Source organism: Qipengyuania rhodophyticola (genome assembly GCF_042493225.1).
In the GTDB taxonomy this organism is placed as follows: domain Bacteria; phylum Pseudomonadota; class Alphaproteobacteria; order Sphingomonadales; family Sphingomonadaceae; genus Erythrobacter.
Genome location: NZ_CP170454.1, coordinates 2,363,060 through 2,385,270, shown reverse-complemented (window position 1 = coordinate 2,385,270; position 22,211 = coordinate 2,363,060). Strand labels below are relative to the sequence as shown.

Genomic DNA, 22,211 nt, shown 5'->3' with positions numbered 1-22,211 from the left:
CCGTTTGCGCCCGTCCTGCTCACCGCCACTGCATGGATGAGCGCAATGGCCATGTTACGACTGGATTACAAGGGGGCGTGAGGGCCAGTCACACGATTATCGAGAGAATGTTGGGATAATGTGCGCGAATGGCACATGAGTGGGGACTGGGCAGCGCCTCTTCATTGCAGCGAAAGCCAAGAGTGACTACCGACGTTAGACCGAATTCAATCAAGGTCCTCTCGTTGTTCCTTTCATCTTTTGAACGAACCATCGCCAAGCGATATTTGCTTCCGGGTAAGGGGGAGGCGTTTATCGCCCTTGTCGCGGGAATATCCATCGGCGTGGTCATGCTATCTGTTGCCATGCTGGTGATTGTAATGAGCGTGATGAATGGTTTTCGTGCGGAATTGCTCGATAAAATTGTTGGATTGAACGGCCATGCGATTGTTCAGGCCTATGGCGGACGCCTAGATGATTGGGAGCGTGTGCTTGAGGATGTTCGCGCTACGCCCGATGTGGTCGAAGCATCGCCCCTGATAGAACAGCCGCTGATGACCACCTTTAACGGCCGCGTTGAGGGCATTCTGCTGCGCGGTAACACGCAGGCGGATATTGATGAATTGAGTGATAAGCTGGTTGCCGGCAATCTGTCTGAGCTTCAGGCCGGCGCGAGCAATGTCGCTATCGGCGTACGGCTTGCGCAGAATATTGGAGCGCAGGTCGGTGACACCATCACTATTATCAACCCGCAAGGGCGCAGCACGCCGTTTGGCACTGTGCCGCGCCAGGTAGGATATCGTATCGCGGCGATCTTTGAGGTGGGCATTTACGACTATGATCAGGCATTTGTAGTCATGCCGATGGCCGATGCGCAGACCTTGCTGCTGATTGGTGAAACCATTGGTATGATTGAGGTGAAGGTGACCGACCCTGATCAAGTCGGCGAGATTTTGCAGCCAGTGGCTCAGAACCTATCGGGCCGCGCGATTGTCAACGACTGGAAGACCATCAACGCGTCCTTGTTCGAGGCTTTACAGGTGGAGCGTGTAGCGATGGCTTTTGCACTCAGTTTCATGGTTTTGGTCGCGGCATTTAACATACTTTCAAGCCTCGTTATGCTGGTCCGAGCGAAGACCCGCGACATCGCGATCATGCGAACCATGGGCGCGACAAGGCAAAGCCTACTCAAGATTTTCGTGACGACCGGATTTACCGTGGGGGCGCTCGGCACGATCGCAGGCCTGATCCTTGGCTTCATCGTCCTCTACTTCCGCGAGCCCATCGTGAGCGTCATCGCCGCTGTGACGGGCCAGGAACTTTGGGACCCGGAAGTACGGTTCTTATCGGCGCTGCCCTCACGCACTGATCCGGTCGAGATCGCGATGATCGTGGGGCTCGCATTGCTCCTAAGCTTCCTTGCGACGCTCTATCCTGCTTGGAAGGCTTCGAGCACAGATCCAGTGCAGGTACTGCGTTATGAGTAGCGCGACACCCATTGTGGAGCTGCGCGGTCTGACTCGCAGTTTTGAGCAAGGCGGAACGCGCATTGATGTGCTGCGCGGCGTCAATATGGTGATCCAGCCCGGAGAGATCGTTGCTTTGCTTGGCCCGTCGGGCTCGGGCAAATCGACTATGCTTCAGGCGGTTGGTCTGCTGGAAGGCGGCTTTGGCGGCGAGATTGTCATCGCAGGGCAAGCGGCAGAACGCAGCAATGCGCGCGCGCGCACCATGCTGCGGCGCGAGCATTTGGGATTCGTCTATCAATTCCACCACTTGCTGCCCGATTTTGACGCGCGCGAAAATGTGATCCTACCGCAACTCATTGCAGATGTGCCGCGCGACAAGGCAAGTCACCGCGCCGAGCGCCTGCTCACCTCGCTTGGTCTAGGGCACCGACTTGACCACCGGCCCAGCCAGCTCTCGGGCGGCGAGCAGCAACGAGTTGCGGTGGCGCGAGGCCTTGCGAACCGGCCCAAGCTGGTGCTGGCGGATGAGCCAACGGGCAATCTTGACGAAGCGACTTCTGACCGGGTGCTTGGCCAATTCTTGGAACTGGTGCGAGGTGAAGGCAGTGCCGCGCTTATCGCCACTCACAATGAGAGACTTGCAGCGAAGATGGATCGTACCGTTCGCCTGCATGAAGGGCTCTTGGAATAGGCCTTCGGTAGATGCGCTGAAGCCGTTCGCGGAACTGCGCTTGGCGCTCCAAGCCCTGTCCGATACCCGACAGATTTATTTCAGGGGGAACGTGATGCTGACGACTACTGCTGCCATTCTGCTCCTACAGAGCACCGCCGCTCAGGGGTCAACTCCGGTGCCTGCGCCCGCACCGCCGCGTTGCGACACCGAGGAATATGCAGCATTCGACTTTTGGGTTGGTGAGTGGGATGTCTATTCCACCGGAGGCGAGAATCAGGTTAGCGAAAGCCGGATTGAGCGGCTGTACAATGGGTGTGCAATCCGTGAAAACTGGAAGCCGCGAAGCGGGGCGACGGGCGGCAGCTTGAGCGGCTATGACCCGGCGACGGGGCGTTGGCACCAAACGTGGATTGGCTCAGCCCCCGGCATCGTGCGTTTCGACGGTGGACCTGCCGATGGCAAAATGGTTCTAACCGGTTTCTGGCGCGGTGTTGGCGGGCCAGGTGTCGATGGCTTGATTCGTATGACATACACGCCCAATGAGGATGGCAGCGTTCGCCAGCATGGCGAGATTTCTACCGACCATGGTCTCAATTGGGCCAATGCGTTCGATTTCACATACCGCCCCAAAGAGGACAGCGAATGACCACGATTTCCGATTTTACCGTTACCTCAAATCGGGGTGAGGAAGTCGATCTGTCCGAGAAAAAGGGCAAGGTTCTGCTCGTCGTGAACACCGCTAGCAAATGCGGCTTTACGCCTCAGTATGACGGGCTGGAGGCGCTCTATCAGAAATTCAAAGACAAGGATTTTGAAGTGCTCGGCTTTCCCTGCAATCAATTTGGCGGTCAAGAACCGGGCGATGCCGATGAAATTGCGGAGTTCTGCAAGCTCAACTTTGGCGTAACATTTCCGCTCATGGAAAAGGTCGACGTTAATGGTTCAGAAGCGTCGCCTCTGTTCGACTGGATGAAAGGCGAAGCCAAGGGCTTGATGGGCACCACGGCGATCAAGTGGAACTTCACGAAGTTCCTGATCGACCGTGAAGGCAATGTCGTAAAACGCTTCGGTTCGAACGATAAGCCCGCGGCCATCGCGAAGCATATCGAGAAACTGCTGTAACCAATCGGGCCGCGGCGGCGAAGGAGCCAGCATGCTACAAGACATCAATCAATGGTTCCTCGCGCTTGGCGCAGAATATGGCGTAAACCCCTATATCTTCGGCGGTATATACGTTGGCGCGATCCCGTTTTTCATCCTTTCAATAGGGTGGCTTGTGCGTAATGCACGAGCTGGCAAATCGACGGTGCTGCCGACTATGCTGGCCGGGTTCTTCTTCGTTTCAGCGTATATCTACCTGGCCATTGCGGGCCGGAACATTCCGATCTGGGTGTGGGTCTTCCTGGCTGCGCTGATCGTCTACGGCGCGTGGTCGTCCATTCGTGACACGCGAAAGAAAATTGCCGAAGCCAAAGCGGAAGACGCGGCGCCGGACTAGAATTTAGTCAGTGAGGTGCCAGCGTAACGGCTTGCAATCTTCGCGCACCATTGTGCCTTTCGCCTCGAGATCAAGCTGAACGGTTTTTGCCCACCAGCCGCAGGTTTTTCCGCCTGGGAACAGTTTTCTGCACAAAATTGGTTTCACCAGCTCGCGGATATCGTCCTGTGTCGCACCCGGAGCTGAGCGGGGTAGTGACGCATCGAACGCGCGTTTCATCTCCGCATATTTGGCGGCGTTGACCCGGCTCGTCCGACCAGGATGATTGACGTTCTCGACCTGCAGCAATTCTGGCACGGCATCCTCCTTCGTCCCAAGGCGCGCAGCGTAGCACTACTTTTTCCCCAAGGCGACCGAGCTCCGGTCTTGAACCCGCGCGTCCGGCGTATACGCTGCACAGCATGCCTTTCGCGCCCTTTGTCCCGCTTCGTGTCCTGTCGTCATATTCTCTGCTGGAAGGGGCGATTGAGCCCAAGGCAATGGCCAAGCTCGCCAAGGAGCGCGGTTTTCCCGCAATCGCGCTCGCTGATCGCAACGGGCTGTATGGCGCGGTGATGTTCGCCAAGGCGTGTTTTGATGAGGGCATTCAGCCTATCATAGGTACGCTGCTGGGCGTTGCGCGTGATGAAGAAGGGCGCAAAGTCGATTATCTGCCTCTCTATGCGCAGGATGAGCCCGGCTATGACAATCTCTGCCACCTCGTCAGCAAGGCGCATCTTGATCGTCCACTAGAGTTTGAGCCCCATGTGCAAATGGCAGATTTACAAGGTCGCACGGATGGCCTGATCGCGCTGACTGGCGCGGGCGAGGGGGCCGTCACGCGGCTCTTTGCTGAGGGACAAACGAGCCATGCCGGGGCGGAACTGGACCAGCTGCAAAGGCTCTTCCCTGAGCGGCTGTATGTCGAGCTTTCCCGGCGCGGTGACGCGGTAGAACAGGCTGCGGAAGAGGCTCTTATTGAGGCGGCCTATGCGCGCGATTTGCCGCTGGTTGCAAGCAATCCGGCGAACTTCGGCGATCCCCATATGCACAAGGCGCATGATGCGATGCTGTGTATCGCTGGCTCCACCCATATTGAGGCGGAAGACCGGGCGCGTTCCAATGCGGAGGGGTTTGTCAAATCGGCCCGCATGATGGACGAGGCCTTCGCCGATCTTCCCGAAGCGATTGCCAACACAGTAACGCTTGCGCGTCGATGCGCCTATGCGCCGCCCTATCGCGATCCGATCCTGCCCAGTCTTGCTGGCGATATTGAGGGTGAAGCGAAAATGCTCGCCGAGGATGCGCGCAAGGGCCTCGAAGAGCGGCTCGCGCCTCATGGTGAGATGAGCGAGGAGCAGCGTAAGCCCTATTTCGACCGACTGGATTTCGAGGTCGACGTTATCGTGAAGATGGGCTTCCCCGGCTATTTCCTGATCGTTGCGGATTTCATCAAATGGGCCAAGGATCAGGGGATTCCAGTGGGGCCAGGGCGTGGTTCGGGGGCGGGGTCCGTCGTCGCATGGGCGCTAACCATTACCGATCTTGATCCGCTGCAATTGGGCCTGCTGTTTGAGCGTTTCCTTAATCCTGAGCGTGTTTCGATGCCGGATTTCGACATCGATTTCTGCGAAACGCGCCGCGGCGAAGTCATCCGCTATGTGCAGGACAAATACGGGCATGATCACGTCGCGCAGATCATCACCTTTGGTAAGCTCAAGGCGCGGGCCGTGCTCCGCGATACGGGGCGCATTTTGCAAATGAGCTATGGCCATGTGGACCGGCTCTGCAAAATGGTCCCCAATCATCCGACTGACCCGTGGAGCCTGCCGCGTGCGCTGAATGGCTCGGCGGAGTTCAAGCGTGAATACGACAACGATAATGAGGTTAAGCGGCTCGTCGATCTGGCGATGCAGCTAGAGGGCTTCCCGCGTAATTCCTCGACGCACGCCGCCGGAGTTGTGATTGGTGACAGGCCGCTGGCACAATTGGTGCCGCTATATCGCGACCCGCGTTCCGATATGCCGGTGACGCAGTTTGACATGAAGCATGTCGAGTCGAGCGGGCTTGTGAAGTTCGACTTCTTGGGCCTGAAAACGCTGTCGGTGCTTCGTAAGGCAGTCGACTTGCTTGAGAAGCGCGATATCGCGATTGAGCTGTCCGCGCTCGAGCTAGACGATCCGGCGGTTTATGACCTTATGCAGGCCGGCAATACTGTGGGTGTGTTCCAGCTGGAGTCGGAGGGCATGCGGCGCACGCTGACCGCAGTGAAACCCAGCAACTTCGGCGATATCATCGCACTTGTATCGCTCTATCGCCCCGGGCCAATGGACAACATTCCGCTATTTGGAAAGCGTAAAGCAGGCGTCGAGCCAATCGAATACCCGCATCCGAAGCTCGAAGGTATTCTCGCCGAGACTTACGGCATCTTCGTCTATCAGGAACAGGTGATGCAGGCCGCGCAGATCCTCGCCGGATATTCACTGGGTGACGCTGACTTGCTCCGCCGCGCGATGGGTAAGAAGGTTCAGGCCGAGATGGATGCGCAGCGCCAGCGCTTTGTCGATGGATGCAAGGAAAACTCCGACATCGAGGCGAAGCAGGCCAATGAACTGTTTGACTTGATCGATAAGTTTGCAGGCTATGGTTTTAACAAGTCGCACGCAGCAGCTTATGCTCTGCTGGCCTATCAGACCGGGTGGATGAAGGCGCATTACCCAGAAGAATTCTACGCTGCATCCATGTGTTTCGATATGCACCAGTCGGAAAAGCTTGCCATCTTTGTCGATGATGCGCGGCGTCATGGCATCACTGTCTTGCCGCCGAGCATCAACCATTCTGAAGCAGAGTTTACTGTCGAGCCGACTGACGAAGGCTTCGGTGTGCGTTATGCGCTCGCGGGTATTCGCAATGTCGGTGAGAAGGCGATGGATGCGATTGTCGACGAGCGTGAAGGTAGTGGGCCGTTCACTAGTCTCAAGGACCTGTTCGAACGTCTGCCAAAAGGTGCAATGAACTCGCGCGGGCTTGAGGCTTTGGCCAGTGCCGGCGCTCTTGATGAACTCGAACCAGACCGCGCCAAAGTCCATGGCAATGCAGACATGCTGCTGGCCATTGCAGATGCAGCAGTGCGCGAGCGCGAGAGCGGGCAGGGCGGCCTATTTGGCGGCGAAGGGGAGGCGGAAGAAGAGCTGCGCTTGAAAGAGGTAGAGAGCTGGACGCGGCCTGAGCAGATGGCAGCGGAACGCGAGAATTTCGGTTTCTATTTCTCTGCGCATCCAGTTGAGACGTATCGCCAAGTAGCCTCGGCTAATGGGGCACGGTCATATTCGTCATTGATGGAAGGCGGGGCGCCTCCCGGCGGCCGCGCTCCTGCGGTAATGGCCGCGATGGTCGAGAAGGTGAACCGCGGTAAGACGCGCCGGGGCAAGGATTTTGTCCGCGCAGATTTCTCCGACAGCTCGGGGCAGTTTAGTGCTGCGTGTTTTGAAGAGGCGATGGTCGAGAACTTTGAGAAATGGGCAGCCGACGGCTCCTGCGTATTGCTGCAAGTGGAGCTCGACTCGCCAAACCCTGATGAGCCTCCACGGATTACTGTGCGCGGAGGCACGCCCCTGGATCAGGTGAGCGCCAACGCTCGCATGCGCATGACGTTGGAGGTACTAAGCGAAGAAGCACTTAACGAGTTAAAGATGGAGCTAGGCGGGGGAGAAGGTACAGGCGAAGTTTTTGCGACGCTGAGGGTCGGCGGTGAGGTCGAGCCGACTTTGCGGCTTGGCGGCGCATTTCAACTCGATGGGGAATTGGCTGAGCGTTTGGCCGCTGTCGAGGGTCTCGATAAGGTCCAGCTCACCACGCGGCGCGTGGGCTCCAATCTTAGGCTGGTTGCTTAATCGACCTCGGGTTTCGGCTCTGGTTTAGGCTTTTCAAAAATGCTCGTGAAGCGTGCCACAATGACCAATATTGTCGGCACGAGCATGGTGTTCCACAAATCAGTCCAATGATAGTCCATTATGACTGGCAACTCACGGGCCAAATTATGTCTCCAATCAAGATACTCGCCCGTCACTGCGACGGCAAGCACAACGCACCACGGCTTCCAGCTTGAGGCTGGCCAGCGGAACAATTTGCAGCTCAACAAAAACACGATCAGCGCCACATAAATATGCAGCGAGTCCTTATCCAGGCCGACCTGATCGACAATAACGCCTTTGATCTCTTGGAAAATTGCTTTGGTCCTGATGTCAATCGGAGCTGAAACGGAACGAGATTGCCAAGCCCTTAGTCTGCAGGCATGAATGGCGCCATAACCAAACGTAAAGAGAGGCAAATATGCTGGGAGCAATGCAAGAATGGACGATGCGCCTGACGCATGTGATTGACCACGCCGCACGCGAGGCCGGCACTCGCGAAATTGTGACGCGCTGGGCTGATGGGAGCGAGACGCGCACCGATTGGGCAGGCGTTCGCAGCGATGCGCTGAAGATGGCGCAGGCGTTGCAGGCGCTAGGGCTCAAGAAAGGCGATAAGGTTGCAAGCCTCGCCATGAACCACTCGCGCCATCTCGTCAGTTGGTATGGGGTCGCGGGCATGGGCGGGGTTCTCCACACGGTGAACCCGCGCCTTTTCGATGATCAGCTCGAATATATCGTCAATCACGCCGAGGATAAGGTGCTGTGTTACGACGCAGCATTCCAACCCATTGTCGACAAGATGAAGTCGAAATGGACGAGCGTTGAGCACTATATTTGCTACGATTCTGGCGAACATAGCCCGGCGTTCGAGGATTGGATTGGCGAACAGGATGGCGATTTCGAATGGGTGACGGGGCCCGAAACCGATCCCTGCATGATCTGCTACACATCAGGTACGACAGGCAATCCGAAAGGCGTGCAGTACGAGCATCGCTCCACCGTGCTGCATGCGCTGGCGGGATTGCAGCCGTCCACGTTTAACTTCAGCGCATCGTCCGTGATGTTGCCTGTGGTGCCGATGTTCCACGCAGCAAGCTGGGGGCTGCCCTATGCGGGGGCGATGGCGGGGATCAAATTCGTTTTCAGCGCAGTGAATGATCCGGCGGTTCTGCATGAGCTGATGCTCCGCGAAGGGGTGACCGACAGCGCTGGCGTTCCGACCGTCTGGCTCGCGCATTTCCAATATTGCGACAAGGAAGGCATCGATCTGCCGCCGCTCAAAGCCGCGACAATCGGCGGTTCAGCCTGTCCGCGTTTCATGATTGAGCGGCTCATGAAGAACGGCACGCGCGTTCAGCATGCCTGGGGTATGACTGAGACCAGCCCCATCGGCACCGTTGGCGGGCCAACCTGGGATTGGGACCAGCTCAGCTTTGAGGAGAAGGTCGACAAAACTGCGATGCAGGGGCGCCCGATCTTTGGCGTCGAGCTACGCACGGTCGACCTTGATGACATGGCGAGCGAGCTGCCGCGCGATGGCAAGACGTCCGGCGCGCTGCAAATTCGTGGGCCGTGGATTATCAAGCGCTATCTCAAGGCCGAAGAAGATGCGGCGAATAATGAGGGTTGGTTTGACACGGGTGACGTTGGCATCATTCACCCGGACGGCACATTGCAACTTACCGACCGCACTAAGGATGTTATCAAGTCTGGCGGCGAGTGGATCAGCTCGGTTGAGCTGGAGAACGCGGCTGTGGGCCACCCTGATGTGGCCGAGGCAGCATGCGTCGGTATGTATCACCCCAAATGGGATGAACGCCCGGTGCTGTTCGTGGTCAGGAACGAAGGCTCGGATGTGTCGGCCGATGATATCATCGAACATCTTAAGCCTCTGATTGCGAAATGGTGGCTACCCGATGCGGTCGAGTTTGTGGATGATATCCCGCACACCGCAACCGGCAAGATCAGCAAGAAGGATCTGCGCGATCGCTTTTCCGACTACAAGTTGGAGGCATAGGCCCGATGGAAATCACCCCGCATATCGACCCAAGCGCCAACAATTGGCAGGCCTTCAAGGATCTCCCACGCTATGAGCCGATCCACATGCTCAATCTGCTGCTCTATCGTGACGAGGCGGAGTACCCTGACGGTCATGAGCATGCGGGGAAGGGCTGGTCGGGCCGCCGCGCTTATGAAGAATATGGCAAAACCAGCGGCCCGATCTTCCGCCGCGTGGGCGGCGAGATAGTCTGGCGCGGCGCGTTCCAGACCATGGTGACCGGGCCGGAAGGCCGCCCGTGGCATGACGGCTTCGTCGCGCAATATCCTAATGCCGGCGCGTTTTTCGAGATGGTGAGCGATGCGGATTATCAGCTTGCTGTGGTCAATCGCACCGCTGCGCTGGTGGATAGCCGCCTGATCCGGTTCAAACCGGGCGAGGTTGGAGCTGGGTTTGGCTAGTCCTTTCCCTTTTTTGGCTTTGCTTTGCCTTGATGCCAACCCCCGCAGCTGCGTGTCATTCCAAATATGTCAGAGCCGGTCCCGAAACGTGCCTCAGAGTAGTTTGCAGCGGTTGGCTCCACCGTTGATCGCGGCATATTCTCATTTGCAAAGTTTACAGCTTTGTTCATCTGCTCTTCGGTGATTGCAGATATTGCTGGTGGCTCGATGTTATCGAAGAAATGGACGAGTTGATTGTTCACCGATATTGTTCTGAGGCTGTCGTTAGCCTTAATTTGCACATCCCAAACATGACGTGCCGCATTAAAGTTGCCAAGGAATACGATTTGACCCGGTTTGACCTCGAATGTCCGACTACTTTCATGAAAGCAGACCGCCCAAAAGTCCTGTACTGACACTTCGCGGAATGCGTAAATGCCAGGCTCGATATCAGCAACCAGATAGTCATCCCCATAAAACAATTTTGGTTTTGCCTTTAAGGTAATTCCAGGCCCACCAACTCGCTGCTCTTCTGGATGATATTGTTGCAACTCTATGCGATATGCAGTCTGTTTTCCTGGCGCCGGCTTGAGCTGAGGCGCGCGGATTATCACCGCAGCTTTTTTTGATCCCGCTTCGATTTTTATCTTCTCGGCTTTCTGTCCAGCCCAAGCTGGGCCTCCGCTCAGTGTCAACACTGAAACGGCTAAAAAACTTACAATTCGCACAAGTCTACACCCCCGTATTGTCGCTTTGAAGCTCTAGGTCGAAAGTACTACCCAAATGTAAAGTTGACGGGCTACACTCCTACTGTTCCTCCTCCGTATCCGGCGGGCCAAACGGTTCGATCCGAGGGTTTGAGAAGCTCCCTTCCTCGCCGCCCTCCGCCAGTTGCGGGTCAATCTTCGCCGCCACTGACATAGGGACCAGCACGGTGCAGAGCTGCTCTTCATAGTCGGTAACAATCACGCCAAAATCGGCGTCAATCAGCGCTTCATCAATTCCAAAGCGGGCAGCTACGGCAGCCACAGTTGGAGCTTTTCCATCATAGTGGAACTGCACCATAACCGTGTTGTCGTCTGCCATAACTACCCGCCTTAGGTCATTTGCTCACGTTATGAGCGGTTTAGCCGCAACCGCAGCCTCTGCCGCCTGAACCGGAGCCTTCGCTCTTGGCCTTGCGGGGCGGAGCGCCAGCACCCTCACTGCCTTCAGCCGCGTGATACTGTCCTATGTAGTAGAACAGATCGGCCAGCTCATCCATATCGAGCTCTTCAAGCGCGTCTGGATCGCTCAGATCGAGCATGCCTACGCCGCCGCCAGTTGCGTCATGATCGGCATTATAGGCGTAGTTGCCTTCATAATCTTCCGCCGCATAGGTTTCGCCATCCGACTGACCCGGAAGTGGGAGCGGAGGAATGGGAATAGGCCGAGGCGGGAAAGGTGGACGCGGGATCGGGCGCGCATTGCAAAGGCGCGGGAACCGTCGGCAGAAATCTGGCGGAAGCGGGATTGGGCGACAAAATTGCGGTCTAATCCGGCAGATGTCGACCATAATGGGGCGCAACCTGCGCGCAATTGCGCATCCATTCACCACGCCGTGACCATGCGAGAAGTCATAGCCATTGGTGCCAAGATCCTGCGCTGTTGACGTCACCAGATTGCGGATCGCAGCGGGTGTTCTTGTGGGATTGCGGGGTGCATAGGGCCGCTTGGTTCGTATCGCTGCAACCACGCCAGCAACGACAGGACAAGCCGCCGATGTACCACCATCTGCAGGATAGACACCCGAGCCACGGAAATGCGTATAGCCGGAGATATCGGGTTTTGCCCGGCGCAAACGGCCCGGTCCCTTGCTGGAATAACCAACGCGGGTTTTGCCCGTATCAACACCGGCAACGCACATCACCTGCGGATGGCTATTCGCGCCATAGATCGCGCGCGATGTCACGCCGCGACAACGCCCATCGGGGCAATCGCTTCCGCAGTTTCCGGCTGCAAACAGGATGTCTGCCCCATGCGCCGCGAGTGTGCCGACAATACGGTTGAAAGGGTGGCGAGGGTTGTCCGAATAGTTGCTTGGATGGCCAACCGGGAAATCCCACGAAGGGTGGAACATGCCCCAGCTATTGTTGACCACTAGCGAGCGCGTTTCACCGGGTCGGCGCGGTGCCCGCATCACACGGATCAGGTGCTGATAGGCGCGTACGGCATCCGACAGTAGGCCCGACATGCGCGAGCCACCGCCAGAACGGCGTGATTGCAGCAATGCGATGTCGAGCAGGGTGCATTTCGGTGCCGCGATGGTCACATCATAAGCGCACATTGTGCCATGGCCGACAGGTAGATTGCCCGGTGTTAGGCCAGCGCGGGGGACCCAGCTGCGGGTCGCATCAAAACCAGGGCGCTTACCTCGGCTGCGCATATGCGCCATGTTGATGCCGGTATCGACAATCGCCACCAGCACACCGTCGCCATCTGCGCCAACACGCTTCAGGCTATTAGTGCACAGCAGGCGCTCAACCGTTTGGTCTGTGCCAAGCGGGGGTGAACCAGGGCAGATCATGCTGGGCTGGATTTCAACATCAGCATAGACGCCGCGCACACCTGATTTCTTCATCAAATTGCCGGCAATTTTCTCTGCGTCCTTTTCCTCAACGGAGGCACGCACCACGTAGCACGTCTCCACATCGGGTTGAGCTTCGAACATCGCACTTTCACTCAGTGAAGCATCGGCATCCTCGGAGATGTCCATGCTTTCGTCGAAAGCAGCAAAGTCAGGCTCCTCTGCGCCGCCTGCTAGATCGGTGAGCGCGGTCACGCCGAACTCCATATCAAGCGTGACGCCATCCATATCGGCAGCGGCCGACACGGATTTCGATTTCTTCATCGTCTTTTCGACATCTTCACCAGCGGTGACGTCCATGGACGCGGCGGATTCGACATTGCGATCCTCCTCCAGCTCTATCAGTATGTTTACAGTACTCATTATTCTTCCTCTCAATGGTCTCTTTCAGCAAGGCAGCCGCCAGCGCTCCGCAAATCGCGGAGTTTGTTTGCGGGCGAGTTTGCCCATGCTGAGAATTCACTCAGTCAAAAAAGTAGGTTTTATTGACGACCGACTCGATCAATAGATCTTGGCATGCGGCCTTTGCATGTAAGTTTTCGACATTTGCGATGAGTTGAGTCGCTTTTATGTTAATAGTTTCGTTATCGAACTTATTCTTTACTTTAAAAACAAGAGAGTCCGCGAAACACAAGCTCAACCGAAATTTGCCCAAATGCGCGAAAAACGTTTCGTCGAGATTTTCAGAGTACATGGCTGTCGCTTGTGAGCGAGCCCAGCACGCGATATTGCAACGCGGATGAGCTATCCATTTACTGTCACATATACCTTTGAAGAAAAGGATTTGATTGATGCCGGACGCACGCACTCCTTCGCGATGCTGCGACGCTGGCCATTCTTAGTCTATATCGCTGTGATTGTGTTCGGCGCGTTGGCTTTCATCATCGCGATCGAGGGAGTGGAGAACGTCTTGGACGGTATCATCCCGTTTCTGATCGGAATTGTTGGAGCGCTCGTGGCACTCATTCTGATCGGTCGTTTTGTAGTGCTCCCGATCTTCGAGCGGCGCCAGTTCAAGCAGAATGTTGCGATGCAGGATGAGCAGACCGCCACGATCGAGGAAGAACGGTTCACGCTGGAGAGTCCGCGCGGAACATCAGTCTACCGGTGGGAGGAATTCCATCGCTGGAACGAGAACAAAGTGCAATTCATGCTCTATCTGACATCGCGCATGTATTTCATGGTTCCGAAGCGTGTTTTAAGCGCGGAGCAGGAGGGAGCTATCCGGAATGCGATCGAACGCTCTGGCCTAAAGCGGTTTTAGTGCTCTCTTAGACGCGGCATCAGCTCAACAAAATTACAGGGGCGGTTGCGGCTGTCGAGTTGCTCATCGAGAATCCCGTCCCAGCCATCTTTCACTGCACCGTTTGAACCGGGAAGGGCAAAGATGTATGTGCCGCGAGCTACCACAGCGCAAGCGCGGCTTTGCACTGTGCTCGTGCCGATGGTTTTCAGGCTCAGGTGGCGGAATACTTCTCCAAAGCCCGGAATATCCTTGCTTTTGACCCTGTCTAGCGCCTCGGGCGTAACGTCGCGGCCAGTCAGACCAGTGCCCCCAGTAGTGACCACCGTGTCAATCGCCTCATCATCAATCCAGCGGTGCAAATGTGCCGCGATTTCTTCGGCGCTATCCTTGCTGATTTCGCGCGAGGCAAGCTCATGCCCTTTACTGGTAATTCGCTCAGCGAGAATATCGCCAGAGGTGTCGTCCGCCAAGCTCCGCGTATCGGACACGGTCAAAAGCGCAATGCGGATCGGCTTGAACTCGCGGGTTTCGTCAATCGCCACTTATCTTTCCCTTGGAAACTCAGGCCATTTGTTCTGCGCGAGTGCTTCGCGGCTCTCCGCTTCGGCATTGGCCTGACGCAAATACATCCAGTAGTTACGCATCACGATATTCACATAGCCGCGTGTCTCCCAATAGGGAATCGACTCCATATATGTGAGCGGGTCGTTCTGGTCGCGCACTTCGCTATTCCAGCGTGTGACGGGGGTCAGACCCGCGTTATAGGCCGCCATGATCTTCGGCAGATGCCCGCGCGTCGCAGAAGATTGGCTGAGCGCCTCCAATGCGCGCTGTCCAAAGGCGAGGTTGGTGCGCGGTTCCTTCAGGTCGGCATAGCGCGCATCAAGATTGAGAGATGCAGCATATTCGCGGCGGGTAATCGGCATGATCTGCATCAGACCAATCGCACCTGCTGGGCTTACCACGCGCTCACGGAAATTCGATTCTTGCAACGCATGGGCAAAGGCGAGAGCGGGGTCCACACGCCAGCCGCCAGTGGGTTGTTGATAAGTAACGGGCCAGCGCCAGCTTGGCTCCGCAGCGGCTCCGCGCGGTGCGTTATAGGCCATAAACCTCTGTGTCGCTGTCAGGCCCAGTGCGCGAGCTAGACGCCCGAGTGCACGATACTCTGTGTTGTCGCTAATCCGCGCTTGATAGCGCAGGGCCTCATCAGCCTCGCTACTTCGGCCAAGCTCTGCCAGCATAACTGCCTGGCGGACCGCCGGTTTGCCGGACAGGTTTTGCCAATCATCAGATGTCAGATCAGGGCGCGCGTGATCACTCGGCAACTCCCTGCCAAGAGCCTCCAGCGCAAGCATGCCGTAAAGCGTCTCGTCAGACTGCGCCGCGGCGTTGAACGACTGTGTCGCGAGCACTGGTTCGCGGCATCGCATAAGCGAGCGGCCAGCCCAGTAATGCGCAGCAGCAGTCAGTTCGACATCGCTGGTCGCAGCGGCCGCATTGCGGAAAGCATTGCTGGCAATATGGCAATCACCAATGCGCCATGCCGCAAGGCCAGAAACCCATTCGCCCTCGGCAACCCATGCCCCGCTGCCTTGCGAAACGGTGCTGGCAATGGCCAAAGCCTCGCGGTCACGGTTCTCGATATAATAGCTCCACGCGACGCGCTGACGCCATTCAGCCCGCGCAGCTGAAGAAAGCGAGGCATCGATCCCATCGAGGAGCACGCGCGCACCATCAGGGTCATCATCGCGAATGTGGCTGAGTATCGCGGAGCGGACCGAGGCAGGCATTGTCCCATCATTGACTGCGCGAGGGCGTGTGCGGCGCGTGATACCCCGTTGGCGTTGTAGGCTGCGCGCTTGGGGGAGCCTTGGCGGATTGGTGAGCCCGCGTTTTTCAGCAAGCCGAACAATGCCGGCGGCCTGAGGTAAATCGCGGTAAGAACCGAGCCATGCGGTCAACCGATCAAGCGGTATTGTGGGACTTTCTGGATGAAGAAAATAGGTGGCCTGCGCTGAGCCGTGCAACGGGCCATCGCTTCGCTCAGAAAGCAGCTCCTCAACCCGTAACCAATTTTGCGTTCCAATCGCCTCATAGAGCGAGCCGTAATAAGCGCGATCTTCGCTACTCAGCAGGGCCGGTAGCGCCCGCGCCTTATCCTCTGTGAAGTAGGCGATGCTCTGTTCATTTGCCTGAGTCGGTGCGGCGGCGAGGCAAGCAAGCGCGGCGCAGGCAGTAATCGAATATTTCATGCTGTCCAATCGAGCCATTGGTTCCAAAAGCGTTGTCGCCGCCCGGCAGACCGAGCGAGGTTCTCTAGCGAGGGTACGACCATCATCGGTACATCGCCAATATTTCCGGTGCCTGAACCATCATCAAGGAGTTCGGCCAGATTGCGTCCGAAGACAATAAGGCGTTTCGGCGCTGCGAGTGTCACATGATGCTGTGTCAGCGCGCTAATTCCTTGTTTGCTCAATCCGTCCCAATCGGGCATCGCCATCCGCTGCGGCAGGGCGCTTGCGACGTAAATCTGATCCTCGCTCAGCTGCATGGCTCGCAAGATCGAACTCAGCACCGTGCCCTGAGATCCAGCGAGAAGGCGGTCATGATCGCTGTCATCAGGCTGTGCCACCAAAATCATCAGCTCAGCGTCTGTTCCTCCGCGAGGAGCGATGCGGCAGCCCGAACCAATTCTCGCAAGGCTAGCGTCTTCCATCCAAAACTTGTGGAACCCGGCCAGATCTTGTGGCCAGCTATTGGGCGCGCCGCCAATTTGCGGCGTTTCACCGCCGCTCAGCGCGCGCTCCAGCGCATTGGCAGGTTCCTGCAGGCGCCTCTCGACCTTCGCTTGCTTTATCTGTTCCTGTTTTCGCGCCTTCTGCTCAGCTTCGGGCGGAGCGAGCCAAGGTGCCGGCTTTTCCGCAAAATCCAGATCCACGCCCGCCTCGCGCCACCAGGCGTAAACACCGGCAATTGCTTGCTCAGGGTCAAATTTCCGCAAGGTTTGGTGAGAAGATTCGGTCATAGCTTACGTAGCGTAGGTCTTGACCTCTTGCGCCCGCGCAATCAAGGCATGACACAACGTATTGCGACGAAAAGAGAGAGTTATGAGCGAACGCGAATCCATGCCATGCGATGTGGTGATTGTCGGCGGCGGGCCAGCAGGGCTCAGCGCGGCGATCAAACTAAAGCAGATAAACGAAGAGCTGGAAGTCGTTGTGCTCGAAAAGGGTTCCGAAATCGGGGCGCATATTCTCTCAGGCGCCGTGGTTGACCCCAAGGGTCTCGACGAGCTGTTCCCCGAGTGGCGCGACATGGATTGCCCTATGGCGGAGACGCCCGTCACGGACAATTGGCATTGGGCGCTGACCAAAACGGGCAAGTGGGACATGCCGCACTTGATGATGCCGCCGCTTATGTCGAATAATGGCTGCTACACCGGTTCACTGGGTAATCTTACTCGTTGGCTTGGCGAGCAGGCCGAGGGGCTGGGCGTTATGGTGTTCCCGGGCTTCCCAGCCTCTGAAGTCATGTTTGACGATAGCGGCGCAGTCTCAGGCGTGATTACGCAAGACATGGGCATTGCCGAGGATGGCTCCCAGAAGGGCGATTTCCAGCCCGGCATGGAAATTCACGCGAAATATACCGTCTTTGCCGAGGGCGCGCGGGGCAGCCTCACCAAAGTCATGAAAGAAAAGTTTGACCTTGAGGCAGATTGTCAGCCGCAGGTTTACGGCCTTGGCATTAAAGAGCTTTGGGACATCGCGCCGGACAAGCATGAGCCCGGCCGAGTAATTCACACCCAAGGTTGGCCTTTGTCGGAAAGCGATAGCTGGGGCGGCGGCTTCCTTTATCATCAGGCAAACGGCCAAGTCGCGCTCGGCTTCGTCACCGCGCTCGATTACAAAAACCCTTACGTTTCGCCCTATCAGGAATTTCAGCGGTGGAAGGCACACCCAGCGATCCGCGAATATCTCGAAGGCGGCAAGCGTGTCGCTTATGGCGCGCGGGCTATTAATGAGGGCGGGTGGCAGTCTGTGCCCAAGCTGGCCTTCCCGGGCGGCGCTCTGGTTGGCTGTGCTGCTGGTTTTGTGAATGTTCCGCGCATCAAGGGCAGCCACACCGCGATGAAGAGCGGCATGTTAGCGGCTGAGAGTATCGCGGCGGCAATTGCGGGCGGCGCGGAAAAGACCGAGCTGGCCGACTATGACAGCGCGGTACGCAGCAGCTGGATCGCGGATGAGCTGAAGCTGGTTCAGAACGCACAGCCAGCGGTGGCGAAATATGGCGGCGATATCGGCACCGTTCTGGCGGGCGCGGATATGTGGATGCGCACTTTGAAGATCGGTTTGCCGATTTCGATGAAGCACAAGCCGGATTACACCTATACGGGCCGCATCGATCTGTTCCGGCCTATCGATTATCCCAAGCCGGATAATGAGATCACTTTCGATCGCCTGACCAATGTGGCGTATAGCTACACCAACCATGCAGAGGATCAGCCGGTCCATTTGCAGGTGAAAGACCTAGAGCTGCAAAGGACGAGCGAACTGGCGACGTTCGGTGGCCCGTCATCGCGCTATTGCCCCGCAGGCGTATATGAGTGGATCGAAGAGGAGGGCAAAGAACCCAAGTTCCAGATCAACTCGCAAAACTGCGTTCACTGCAAAACCTGCGATATCAAGGACCCCAACCAGAACATCAATTGGGTCACGCCAGAGGGTGGCGGCGGCCCGAATTATCCGAATATGTGAGATGGTGGATAGCACGGCCTATAATCGACTCCTGAACGATGTCTGTGTAGGTTTCGGATTCTGTGGAGGTGTTCGTGAAGACAAACCTTGCCATGTCGATGACTTCATTCCGAACGATGGCGAGGTCACGGTCGACCAATTCATCCAATGGCTCTTTAGAGGCGAAGGCGACGGCTATCCAACCGACTATGACGTAAGGTGTTCGCCACATTACGACGGCCTCAAACGGCTCTTTGTGAAGCATATGGGTTCAGATAAGGTCGATGCATCGAAACTGAAGTGGGATCTGTGATTGGTGTGACCATCGCCGAAACCGCCTACGCCAAGATCAATCTCGCACTGCATGTCCGCGGGCTGCGAGAAGATGGCTATCACGAGTTGGAGACGCTGTTTGCGTTTGTTGATGCGGGTGACACGCTGACTGCGCGAATGGCTGAGCAGGACAGCGTCGAGACAATTGGCGAGTTTGCCACCGGCCTTACGAATCCTTTCGACAATCTCGTTGCAAAGGCGCTCAATTCGCTGCCACATCCCAACGGAATAGCGATTACACTAGAAAAGAATTTACCCGTCGCGGCGGGCCTTGGCGGCGGTTCAGCCGATGCAGGCGCGGTGTTTCGGATTGTGCGCGAAATGCATGGTCTGCCCGAGGATTGGCAGGCCCGCGCAGCAAAACTCGGCGCTGATGTGCCAGCCTGCGTCGAAAGCAGGACCTGCATCGGGCGCGGTACGGGCACTGAGCTTGAACCCATCGACAATGACCTAGCGGGCACGCCAGTTCTGCTGGTGAATCCGCGTGTTGCACTGGCAACTGGTCCGGTTTTTGAGGCGTGGTACAAAAACTGGCGCATCGATGCGGGGCCGTTGCCCGAAGGGACCGCCAAAGACATTGCGTACTACGGTAAGAACTCGCTTGAATTACCAGCAGGCGAGTTGGTGCCAGAAATCGACGCAGTTCTTGAACGATTGCGAGTAACTGATGCGATTTTGGCGCGCATGTCTGGCTCTGGCGCGACTTGTTTTGCCCTTTATGCTAACGCAGCAGACCGAGACTACGCCGCCAATCAGGTTAAGCAAAGGCACCCAGAGTGGTGGCTGATGAAAGGGGCTTTGCGATGATCGAAGAAAGCCCGTTCAAGCAGATTGGCGAGGTTGGCCATAACACCTTGCTCTGCGTTGCTGATCATGCCTCCAACTTCGTTCCTGAGGATATTGAGCTCGGCATCGATTCCAAGCTGCTCGATACGCATATTGGCGTTGATATCGGGACTGAGGGTTTGGTTGGGCGACTTGCGCGGAGGCATCACATTCCCGCGCATATCGCGACCGTCAGCCGCCTAGTCTGCGACCTTCACCGCACCGAAGACGCGCCTGCCGTTGTACCTACCAGTAGCGATGGTCATCTGATCACGGGCAATATTGGTGCGAATGTCGAAAGCCGCCTCAATCGATTTCATCGCCCCTATCACACCGCGCTCGAAGGCATGATCCAGCGGGTCAAGCCACGCATGCTGCTTGCCATCCACAGTTTTACACCCAAGCTCGCGACCAGTGATGAAGACCGCCCTTGGGAAGTCGCGCTGCTTTACAACCAAGATGATAGCGCCGCGCGCCATGCCATCCGTTTGTTCGGCGAGCAGGGGCTTACCGTCGGCGATAACGAGCCATATTCGGGTAAAGAACTGAACGCCACGATGGATCGCCACGCCGAGGCGCATGGCATCCCATATCTCACAATCGAGGTGCGGCAGGACCAAATCACCAATGAGGCTGGGCAGGCCCGCTGGGCGATGATGATAGCGGATATTGCCGGGCGAGTGCTGCTCGCGCTTGAGACGGGATAAGCAATCCTATTGCGATAGCCTCTTGCGCTAAGCGCGCCGCGCGGCGATTGCTTATGCGTAAGAGGTGATCCATGACTTTCGATAAATCCAAGCTTCCTAGCCGGCATGTTTCAGTCGGGCCTGAGCGCGCGCCGCACCGGTCCTATTATTACGCGATGGGCCTCACGGAAGAAGAGATTGCGCGACCTTTTGTTGCAGTCGCTTCTGCGGGCAATGACAGCGCGCCGTGCAACACCACGCTTGATGCTCAGGCGAATATCTGCCGCGAGGGCGTGGAGCAAGGCGGCGGAATGCCGCGACGCTTCAACACAATCACCGTGACCGATGGCATTGCGATGGGCCATCAGGGGATGAAAAGCTCGCTCATCAGCCGCGAGGTCATAGCGGACTCGGTTGAGCTGTCCGTTCGCGGGCATTGCTATGATGCGCTGGTTGGATTTGCCGGATGCGACAAGAGCCTGCCCGGCATGATGATGGCGATGTTGCGCCTCAATGTGCCGTCGATCTTCGTCTATGGCGGCTCAATTCTGCCAGGTACGCACCGCGGCGAAGACGTAACTGTTGTTGATGTGTTCGAGGCGGTGGGACAACACGCGGCGGGCAATTGCCCGCTTCAGGAACTGATCGAACTCGAAAAAGTCGCATGCCCAGGACATGGCGCATGTGGAGGGCAGTTTACCGCCAATACGATGGCCTGTGTCGGGGAGGCGATCGGGCTTTCGCTACCTAATAGCAATATGGCGCCTGCACCGCTCAAATCACGCGAGGAGGTCGCGATTGCAGCGGGCAAGCAAGTCATGACCCTGCTAGAGAAGAATCTGCGTCCGCGCGATATCTGCACGCGCGAAGCGTTCGAGAATGCGGCGCGCGTTGTTGCGGCCACGGGCGGCTCAACCAATGCCGCTTTGCATTTGCCAGCGATGGCGCATGAGGCAGGAATCGAGTTCACACTGTTCGATGTCGCGGAAATCTTCAAATCAACGCCCTACATCGCTGATCTGAAGCCCGGCGGAAAATATGTTGCGAAAGACATGCATGAGGCGGGCGGTGTCTACATGGGCATGCGAACGCTGCTTGATGGCGGCTTCCTCGATCCAAATCCGATGACGGTAACCGGCAAGACGCTCGGCGAGAACATCGAAGAGATCACTTGGAACCCCGATCAGAAGGTATTTTACGACGTCAAAAACCCGATCACACCCACAGGCGGTGTAGTGGGCCTCAAAGGCTCGCTTGCTCCGGAGGGCGCGATTGTGAAGGTCGCCGGGATGGAGCGACTTGAATTCACTGGCCCCGCGCGGGTGTTTGATTGCGAAGAAGACACCTTCGCCGCTGTTGAAGCGCGCGATATTGCCGAAGGCAGCGTCATCGTGATCCGCTATGAAGGCCCCAAAGGCGGCCCCGGTATGCGAGAAATGCTCTCCACCACCGCCGCGCTTTATGGGCAGGGAATGGGCGAGAAGGTCGCGCTGATCACCGACGGGCGTTTCTCGGGCGCGACACGTGGTTTCTGCATTGGTCATGTTGGTCCAGAGGCGGCGGATTGCGGCCCCATTGCGCTGGTCGAGGACGGCGACACGATCAGCATCGACGCGGTGAACGGGACAATTGATCTCCTCGTTGACGACGCAGTGCTTGCCGAGCGGCGCAAGGCGTGGCAGCCGCGCACTAATGACTATCAGTCCGGTGCCCTCTATCGCTATTCGCAAAATGTTGGCTCAGCGCTGGGCGGAGCGGTTACACATCCGGGCGGCGCAAAGGAAACGCACGTTTACGCCGATATTTGA

General features: G+C 57.2%; 22 protein-coding genes. 14 read left to right on the top strand and 8 right to left on the bottom strand.

The features are described from left to right. Positions 1–224: 224 nt before the first annotated feature. The 5 genes from ACFCXQ_RS11410 to ACFCXQ_RS11390 all read left to right on the top strand — a co-directional run bounded on the left by ACFCXQ_RS11410 (position 225) and on the right by ACFCXQ_RS11390 (position 3,619). Positions 225–1,466 carry a lipoprotein-releasing ABC transporter permease subunit gene (locus tag ACFCXQ_RS11410; protein WP_379550676.1) on the top strand — a complete coding sequence of 414 codons (1,242 nt, stop codon included), beginning with the start codon at positions 225–227 and terminating at the stop codon, positions 1,464–1,466. Beyond that, on the top strand, positions 1,459–2,139 hold the full coding sequence (locus ACFCXQ_RS11405) for an ABC transporter ATP-binding protein (protein WP_379550674.1): 681 nt from the start codon (positions 1,459–1,461) through the stop codon (positions 2,137–2,139). Before ACFCXQ_RS11410 ends, ACFCXQ_RS11405 begins: the two co-directional genes overlap by 8 nt. 94 nt (positions 2,140–2,233) lie before the next feature. Next, positions 2,234–2,767 carry a hypothetical protein gene (locus ACFCXQ_RS11400; protein WP_379550672.1) on the top strand — a complete coding sequence of 178 codons (534 nt, stop codon included), beginning with the start codon at positions 2,234–2,236 and terminating at the stop codon, positions 2,765–2,767. Further along, positions 2,764–3,243, top strand: a complete 480-nt coding sequence (locus ACFCXQ_RS11395) for a glutathione peroxidase (protein WP_379550671.1) — start codon at positions 2,764–2,766, stop codon at positions 3,241–3,243. The genes ACFCXQ_RS11400 and ACFCXQ_RS11395 overlap by 4 nt, the downstream gene beginning before the upstream one ends. A 31-nt stretch (positions 3,244–3,274) precedes the next feature. After that, complete coding sequence (locus ACFCXQ_RS11390) at positions 3,275–3,619, top strand: hypothetical protein (protein ID WP_379550669.1); 345 nt, start codon at positions 3,275–3,277, stop codon at positions 3,617–3,619. Positions 3,620–3,622: 3 nt separating this feature from the next. Here ACFCXQ_RS11390 and ACFCXQ_RS11385 read toward each other — a convergent pair whose 3' ends face one another. After that, positions 3,623–3,916 carry a DUF6958 family protein gene (locus ACFCXQ_RS11385; RefSeq protein WP_379550667.1) on the bottom strand — a complete coding sequence of 98 codons (294 nt, stop codon included), beginning with the start codon at positions 3,914–3,916 and terminating at the stop codon, positions 3,623–3,625. Between the two features lie 104 nt (positions 3,917–4,020). On the opposite strand from ACFCXQ_RS11385, the gene dnaE reads away from it, so the two are divergent. Beyond that, a complete protein-coding gene (gene dnaE / locus ACFCXQ_RS11380) occupies positions 4,021–7,491 on the top strand; it encodes a DNA polymerase III subunit alpha (RefSeq protein WP_379550665.1) in 3,471 nt (1,156 codons plus the stop codon). Here the strand turns inward: dnaE and ACFCXQ_RS11375 are convergent. Further along, the gene (locus ACFCXQ_RS11375; protein WP_379550663.1) at positions 7,488–7,724 is read right to left on the bottom strand and encodes a hypothetical protein; all 237 of its coding nucleotides are present in this window, start codon (positions 7,722–7,724) and stop codon (positions 7,488–7,490) included. The two genes, dnaE and ACFCXQ_RS11375, sit on opposite strands and share 4 nt — an antisense overlap. A gap of 206 nt (positions 7,725–7,930) precedes the next feature. Between ACFCXQ_RS11375 and ACFCXQ_RS11370 the strand changes: the two genes are divergently transcribed. Continuing rightward, the gene (locus tag ACFCXQ_RS11370; protein WP_379550661.1) at positions 7,931–9,529 is read left to right on the top strand and encodes a long-chain fatty acid--CoA ligase; all 1,599 of its coding nucleotides are present in this window, start codon (positions 7,931–7,933) and stop codon (positions 9,527–9,529) included. Positions 9,530–9,534: 5 nt separating this feature from the next. Continuing rightward, on the top strand, positions 9,535–9,972 hold the full coding sequence (locus ACFCXQ_RS11365) for a DUF1330 domain-containing protein (protein WP_379550659.1): 438 nt from the start codon (positions 9,535–9,537) through the stop codon (positions 9,970–9,972). Here ACFCXQ_RS11365 and ACFCXQ_RS11360 read toward each other — a convergent pair. The 3 genes from ACFCXQ_RS11360 to ACFCXQ_RS11350 form a co-directional block, all read right to left on the bottom strand. Beyond that, the gene (locus ACFCXQ_RS11360) at positions 9,969–10,649 is read right to left on the bottom strand and encodes a hypothetical protein (protein WP_379550657.1); all 681 of its coding nucleotides are present in this window, start codon (positions 10,647–10,649) and stop codon (positions 9,969–9,971) included. The two genes, ACFCXQ_RS11365 and ACFCXQ_RS11360, sit on opposite strands and share 4 nt — an antisense overlap. Positions 10,650–10,758: 109 nt before the next feature. After that, on the bottom strand, positions 10,759–11,037 hold the full coding sequence (locus ACFCXQ_RS11355; RefSeq protein WP_379550656.1) for a hypothetical protein: 279 nt from the start codon (positions 11,035–11,037) through the stop codon (positions 10,759–10,761). Between the two features lie 40 nt (positions 11,038–11,077). Beyond that, positions 11,078–12,940 (bottom strand): S8 family peptidase, encoded by a 1,863-nt coding sequence (locus ACFCXQ_RS11350; protein WP_379550654.1) that lies wholly within the window; start codon positions 12,938–12,940, stop codon positions 11,078–11,080. Positions 12,941–13,316: 376 nt separating this feature from the next. Between ACFCXQ_RS11350 and ACFCXQ_RS11345 the strand changes: the two genes are divergently transcribed. After that, the gene (locus ACFCXQ_RS11345; protein ID WP_379550652.1) at positions 13,317–13,841 is read left to right on the top strand and encodes a YcxB family protein; all 525 of its coding nucleotides are present in this window, start codon (positions 13,317–13,319) and stop codon (positions 13,839–13,841) included. Here ACFCXQ_RS11345 and moaB read toward each other — a convergent pair. Genes moaB through ACFCXQ_RS11330 form a run of 3 tightly spaced genes read right to left on the bottom strand, consistent with a single transcriptional unit; the run spans position 13,838 to position 16,851 of the window. Continuing rightward, positions 13,838–14,365, bottom strand: coding sequence for a molybdenum cofactor biosynthesis protein B (gene moaB, locus ACFCXQ_RS11340; RefSeq protein ID WP_379550650.1), 528 nt, complete (start codon positions 14,363–14,365; stop codon positions 13,838–13,840). The genes ACFCXQ_RS11345 and moaB overlap by 4 nt on opposite strands. Further along, the gene (locus tag ACFCXQ_RS11335) at positions 14,366–16,078 is read right to left on the bottom strand and encodes a lytic transglycosylase domain-containing protein (RefSeq protein ID WP_379550648.1); all 1,713 of its coding nucleotides are present in this window, start codon (positions 16,076–16,078) and stop codon (positions 14,366–14,368) included. Beyond that, positions 16,075–16,851 carry a hypothetical protein gene (locus ACFCXQ_RS11330; protein ID WP_379550646.1) on the bottom strand — a complete coding sequence of 259 codons (777 nt, stop codon included), beginning with the start codon at positions 16,849–16,851 and terminating at the stop codon, positions 16,075–16,077. The genes ACFCXQ_RS11335 and ACFCXQ_RS11330 overlap by 4 nt, the downstream gene beginning before the upstream one ends. Before the next feature lie 82 nt (positions 16,852–16,933). Between ACFCXQ_RS11330 and ACFCXQ_RS11325 the strand changes: the two genes are divergently transcribed. The 5 genes from ACFCXQ_RS11325 to ilvD all read left to right on the top strand — a co-directional run bounded on the left by ACFCXQ_RS11325 (position 16,934) and on the right by ilvD (position 22,211). Continuing rightward, a complete protein-coding gene (locus ACFCXQ_RS11325) occupies positions 16,934–18,580 on the top strand; it encodes an electron transfer flavoprotein-ubiquinone oxidoreductase (protein ID WP_379550644.1) in 1,647 nt (548 codons plus the stop codon). Between the two features lies 1 nt (position 18,581). Then, positions 18,582–18,872 (top strand): hypothetical protein, encoded by a 291-nt coding sequence (locus ACFCXQ_RS11320; RefSeq protein ID WP_379550642.1) that lies wholly within the window; start codon positions 18,582–18,584, stop codon positions 18,870–18,872. Positions 18,873–18,877: 5 nt separating this feature from the next. Continuing rightward, positions 18,878–19,699 carry a 4-(cytidine 5'-diphospho)-2-C-methyl-D-erythritol kinase gene (locus ACFCXQ_RS11315; RefSeq protein WP_379554646.1) on the top strand — a complete coding sequence of 274 codons (822 nt, stop codon included), beginning with the start codon at positions 18,878–18,880 and terminating at the stop codon, positions 19,697–19,699. Further along, complete coding sequence (locus ACFCXQ_RS11310) at positions 19,696–20,424, top strand: N-formylglutamate amidohydrolase (RefSeq protein WP_379554644.1); 729 nt, start codon at positions 19,696–19,698, stop codon at positions 20,422–20,424. The genes ACFCXQ_RS11315 and ACFCXQ_RS11310 overlap by 4 nt, the downstream gene beginning before the upstream one ends. Before the next feature lie 71 nt (positions 20,425–20,495). Continuing rightward, complete coding sequence (gene ilvD / locus ACFCXQ_RS11305; RefSeq protein WP_379550640.1) at positions 20,496–22,211, top strand: dihydroxy-acid dehydratase; 1,716 nt, start codon at positions 20,496–20,498, stop codon at positions 22,209–22,211.

Bases quoted from the DNA above. Each gene is read 5' to 3' on its own strand.
- ACFCXQ_RS11405 (WP_379550674.1), top strand. From the start codon at position 1,459: ATGAGTAGCGCGACACCCATTGTGGAGCTGCGCGGTCTGACTCGCAGT.
- ACFCXQ_RS11400 (WP_379550672.1), top strand. From the start codon at position 2,234: ATGCTGACGACTACTGCTGCCATTCTGCTCCTACAGAGCACCGCCGCT.
- ACFCXQ_RS11395 (WP_379550671.1), top strand. From the start codon at position 2,764: ATGACCACGATTTCCGATTTTACCGTTACCTCAAATCGGGGTGAGGAA.
- ACFCXQ_RS11390 (WP_379550669.1), top strand. From the start codon at position 3,275: ATGCTACAAGACATCAATCAATGGTTCCTCGCGCTTGGCGCAGAATAT.
- dnaE (WP_379550665.1), top strand. From the start codon at position 4,021: ATGCCTTTCGCGCCCTTTGTCCCGCTTCGTGTCCTGTCGTCATATTCT.
- ACFCXQ_RS11370 (WP_379550661.1), top strand. From the start codon at position 7,931: ATGCTGGGAGCAATGCAAGAATGGACGATGCGCCTGACGCATGTGATT.
- ACFCXQ_RS11365 (WP_379550659.1), top strand. From the start codon at position 9,535: ATGGAAATCACCCCGCATATCGACCCAAGCGCCAACAATTGGCAGGCC.
- ACFCXQ_RS11355 (WP_379550656.1), bottom strand. From the start codon at position 11,037: ATGGCAGACGACAACACGGTTATGGTGCAGTTCCACTATGATGGAAAA.
- ACFCXQ_RS11350 (WP_379550654.1), bottom strand. From the start codon at position 12,940: ATGAGTACTGTAAACATACTGATAGAGCTGGAGGAGGATCGCAATGTC.
- ACFCXQ_RS11345 (WP_379550652.1), top strand. From the start codon at position 13,317: ATGAGCTATCCATTTACTGTCACATATACCTTTGAAGAAAAGGATTTG.
- ACFCXQ_RS11335 (WP_379550648.1), bottom strand. From the start codon at position 16,078: ATGAAATATTCGATTACTGCCTGCGCCGCGCTTGCTTGCCTCGCCGCC.
- ACFCXQ_RS11330 (WP_379550646.1), bottom strand. From the start codon at position 16,851: ATGACCGAATCTTCTCACCAAACCTTGCGGAAATTTGACCCTGAGCAA.
- ACFCXQ_RS11325 (WP_379550644.1), top strand. From the start codon at position 16,934: ATGAGCGAACGCGAATCCATGCCATGCGATGTGGTGATTGTCGGCGGC.
- ACFCXQ_RS11320 (WP_379550642.1), top strand. From the start codon at position 18,582: ATGGTGGATAGCACGGCCTATAATCGACTCCTGAACGATGTCTGTGTA.
- ACFCXQ_RS11310 (WP_379554644.1), top strand. From the start codon at position 19,696: ATGATCGAAGAAAGCCCGTTCAAGCAGATTGGCGAGGTTGGCCATAAC.
- ilvD (WP_379550640.1), top strand. From the start codon at position 20,496: ATGACTTTCGATAAATCCAAGCTTCCTAGCCGGCATGTTTCAGTCGGG.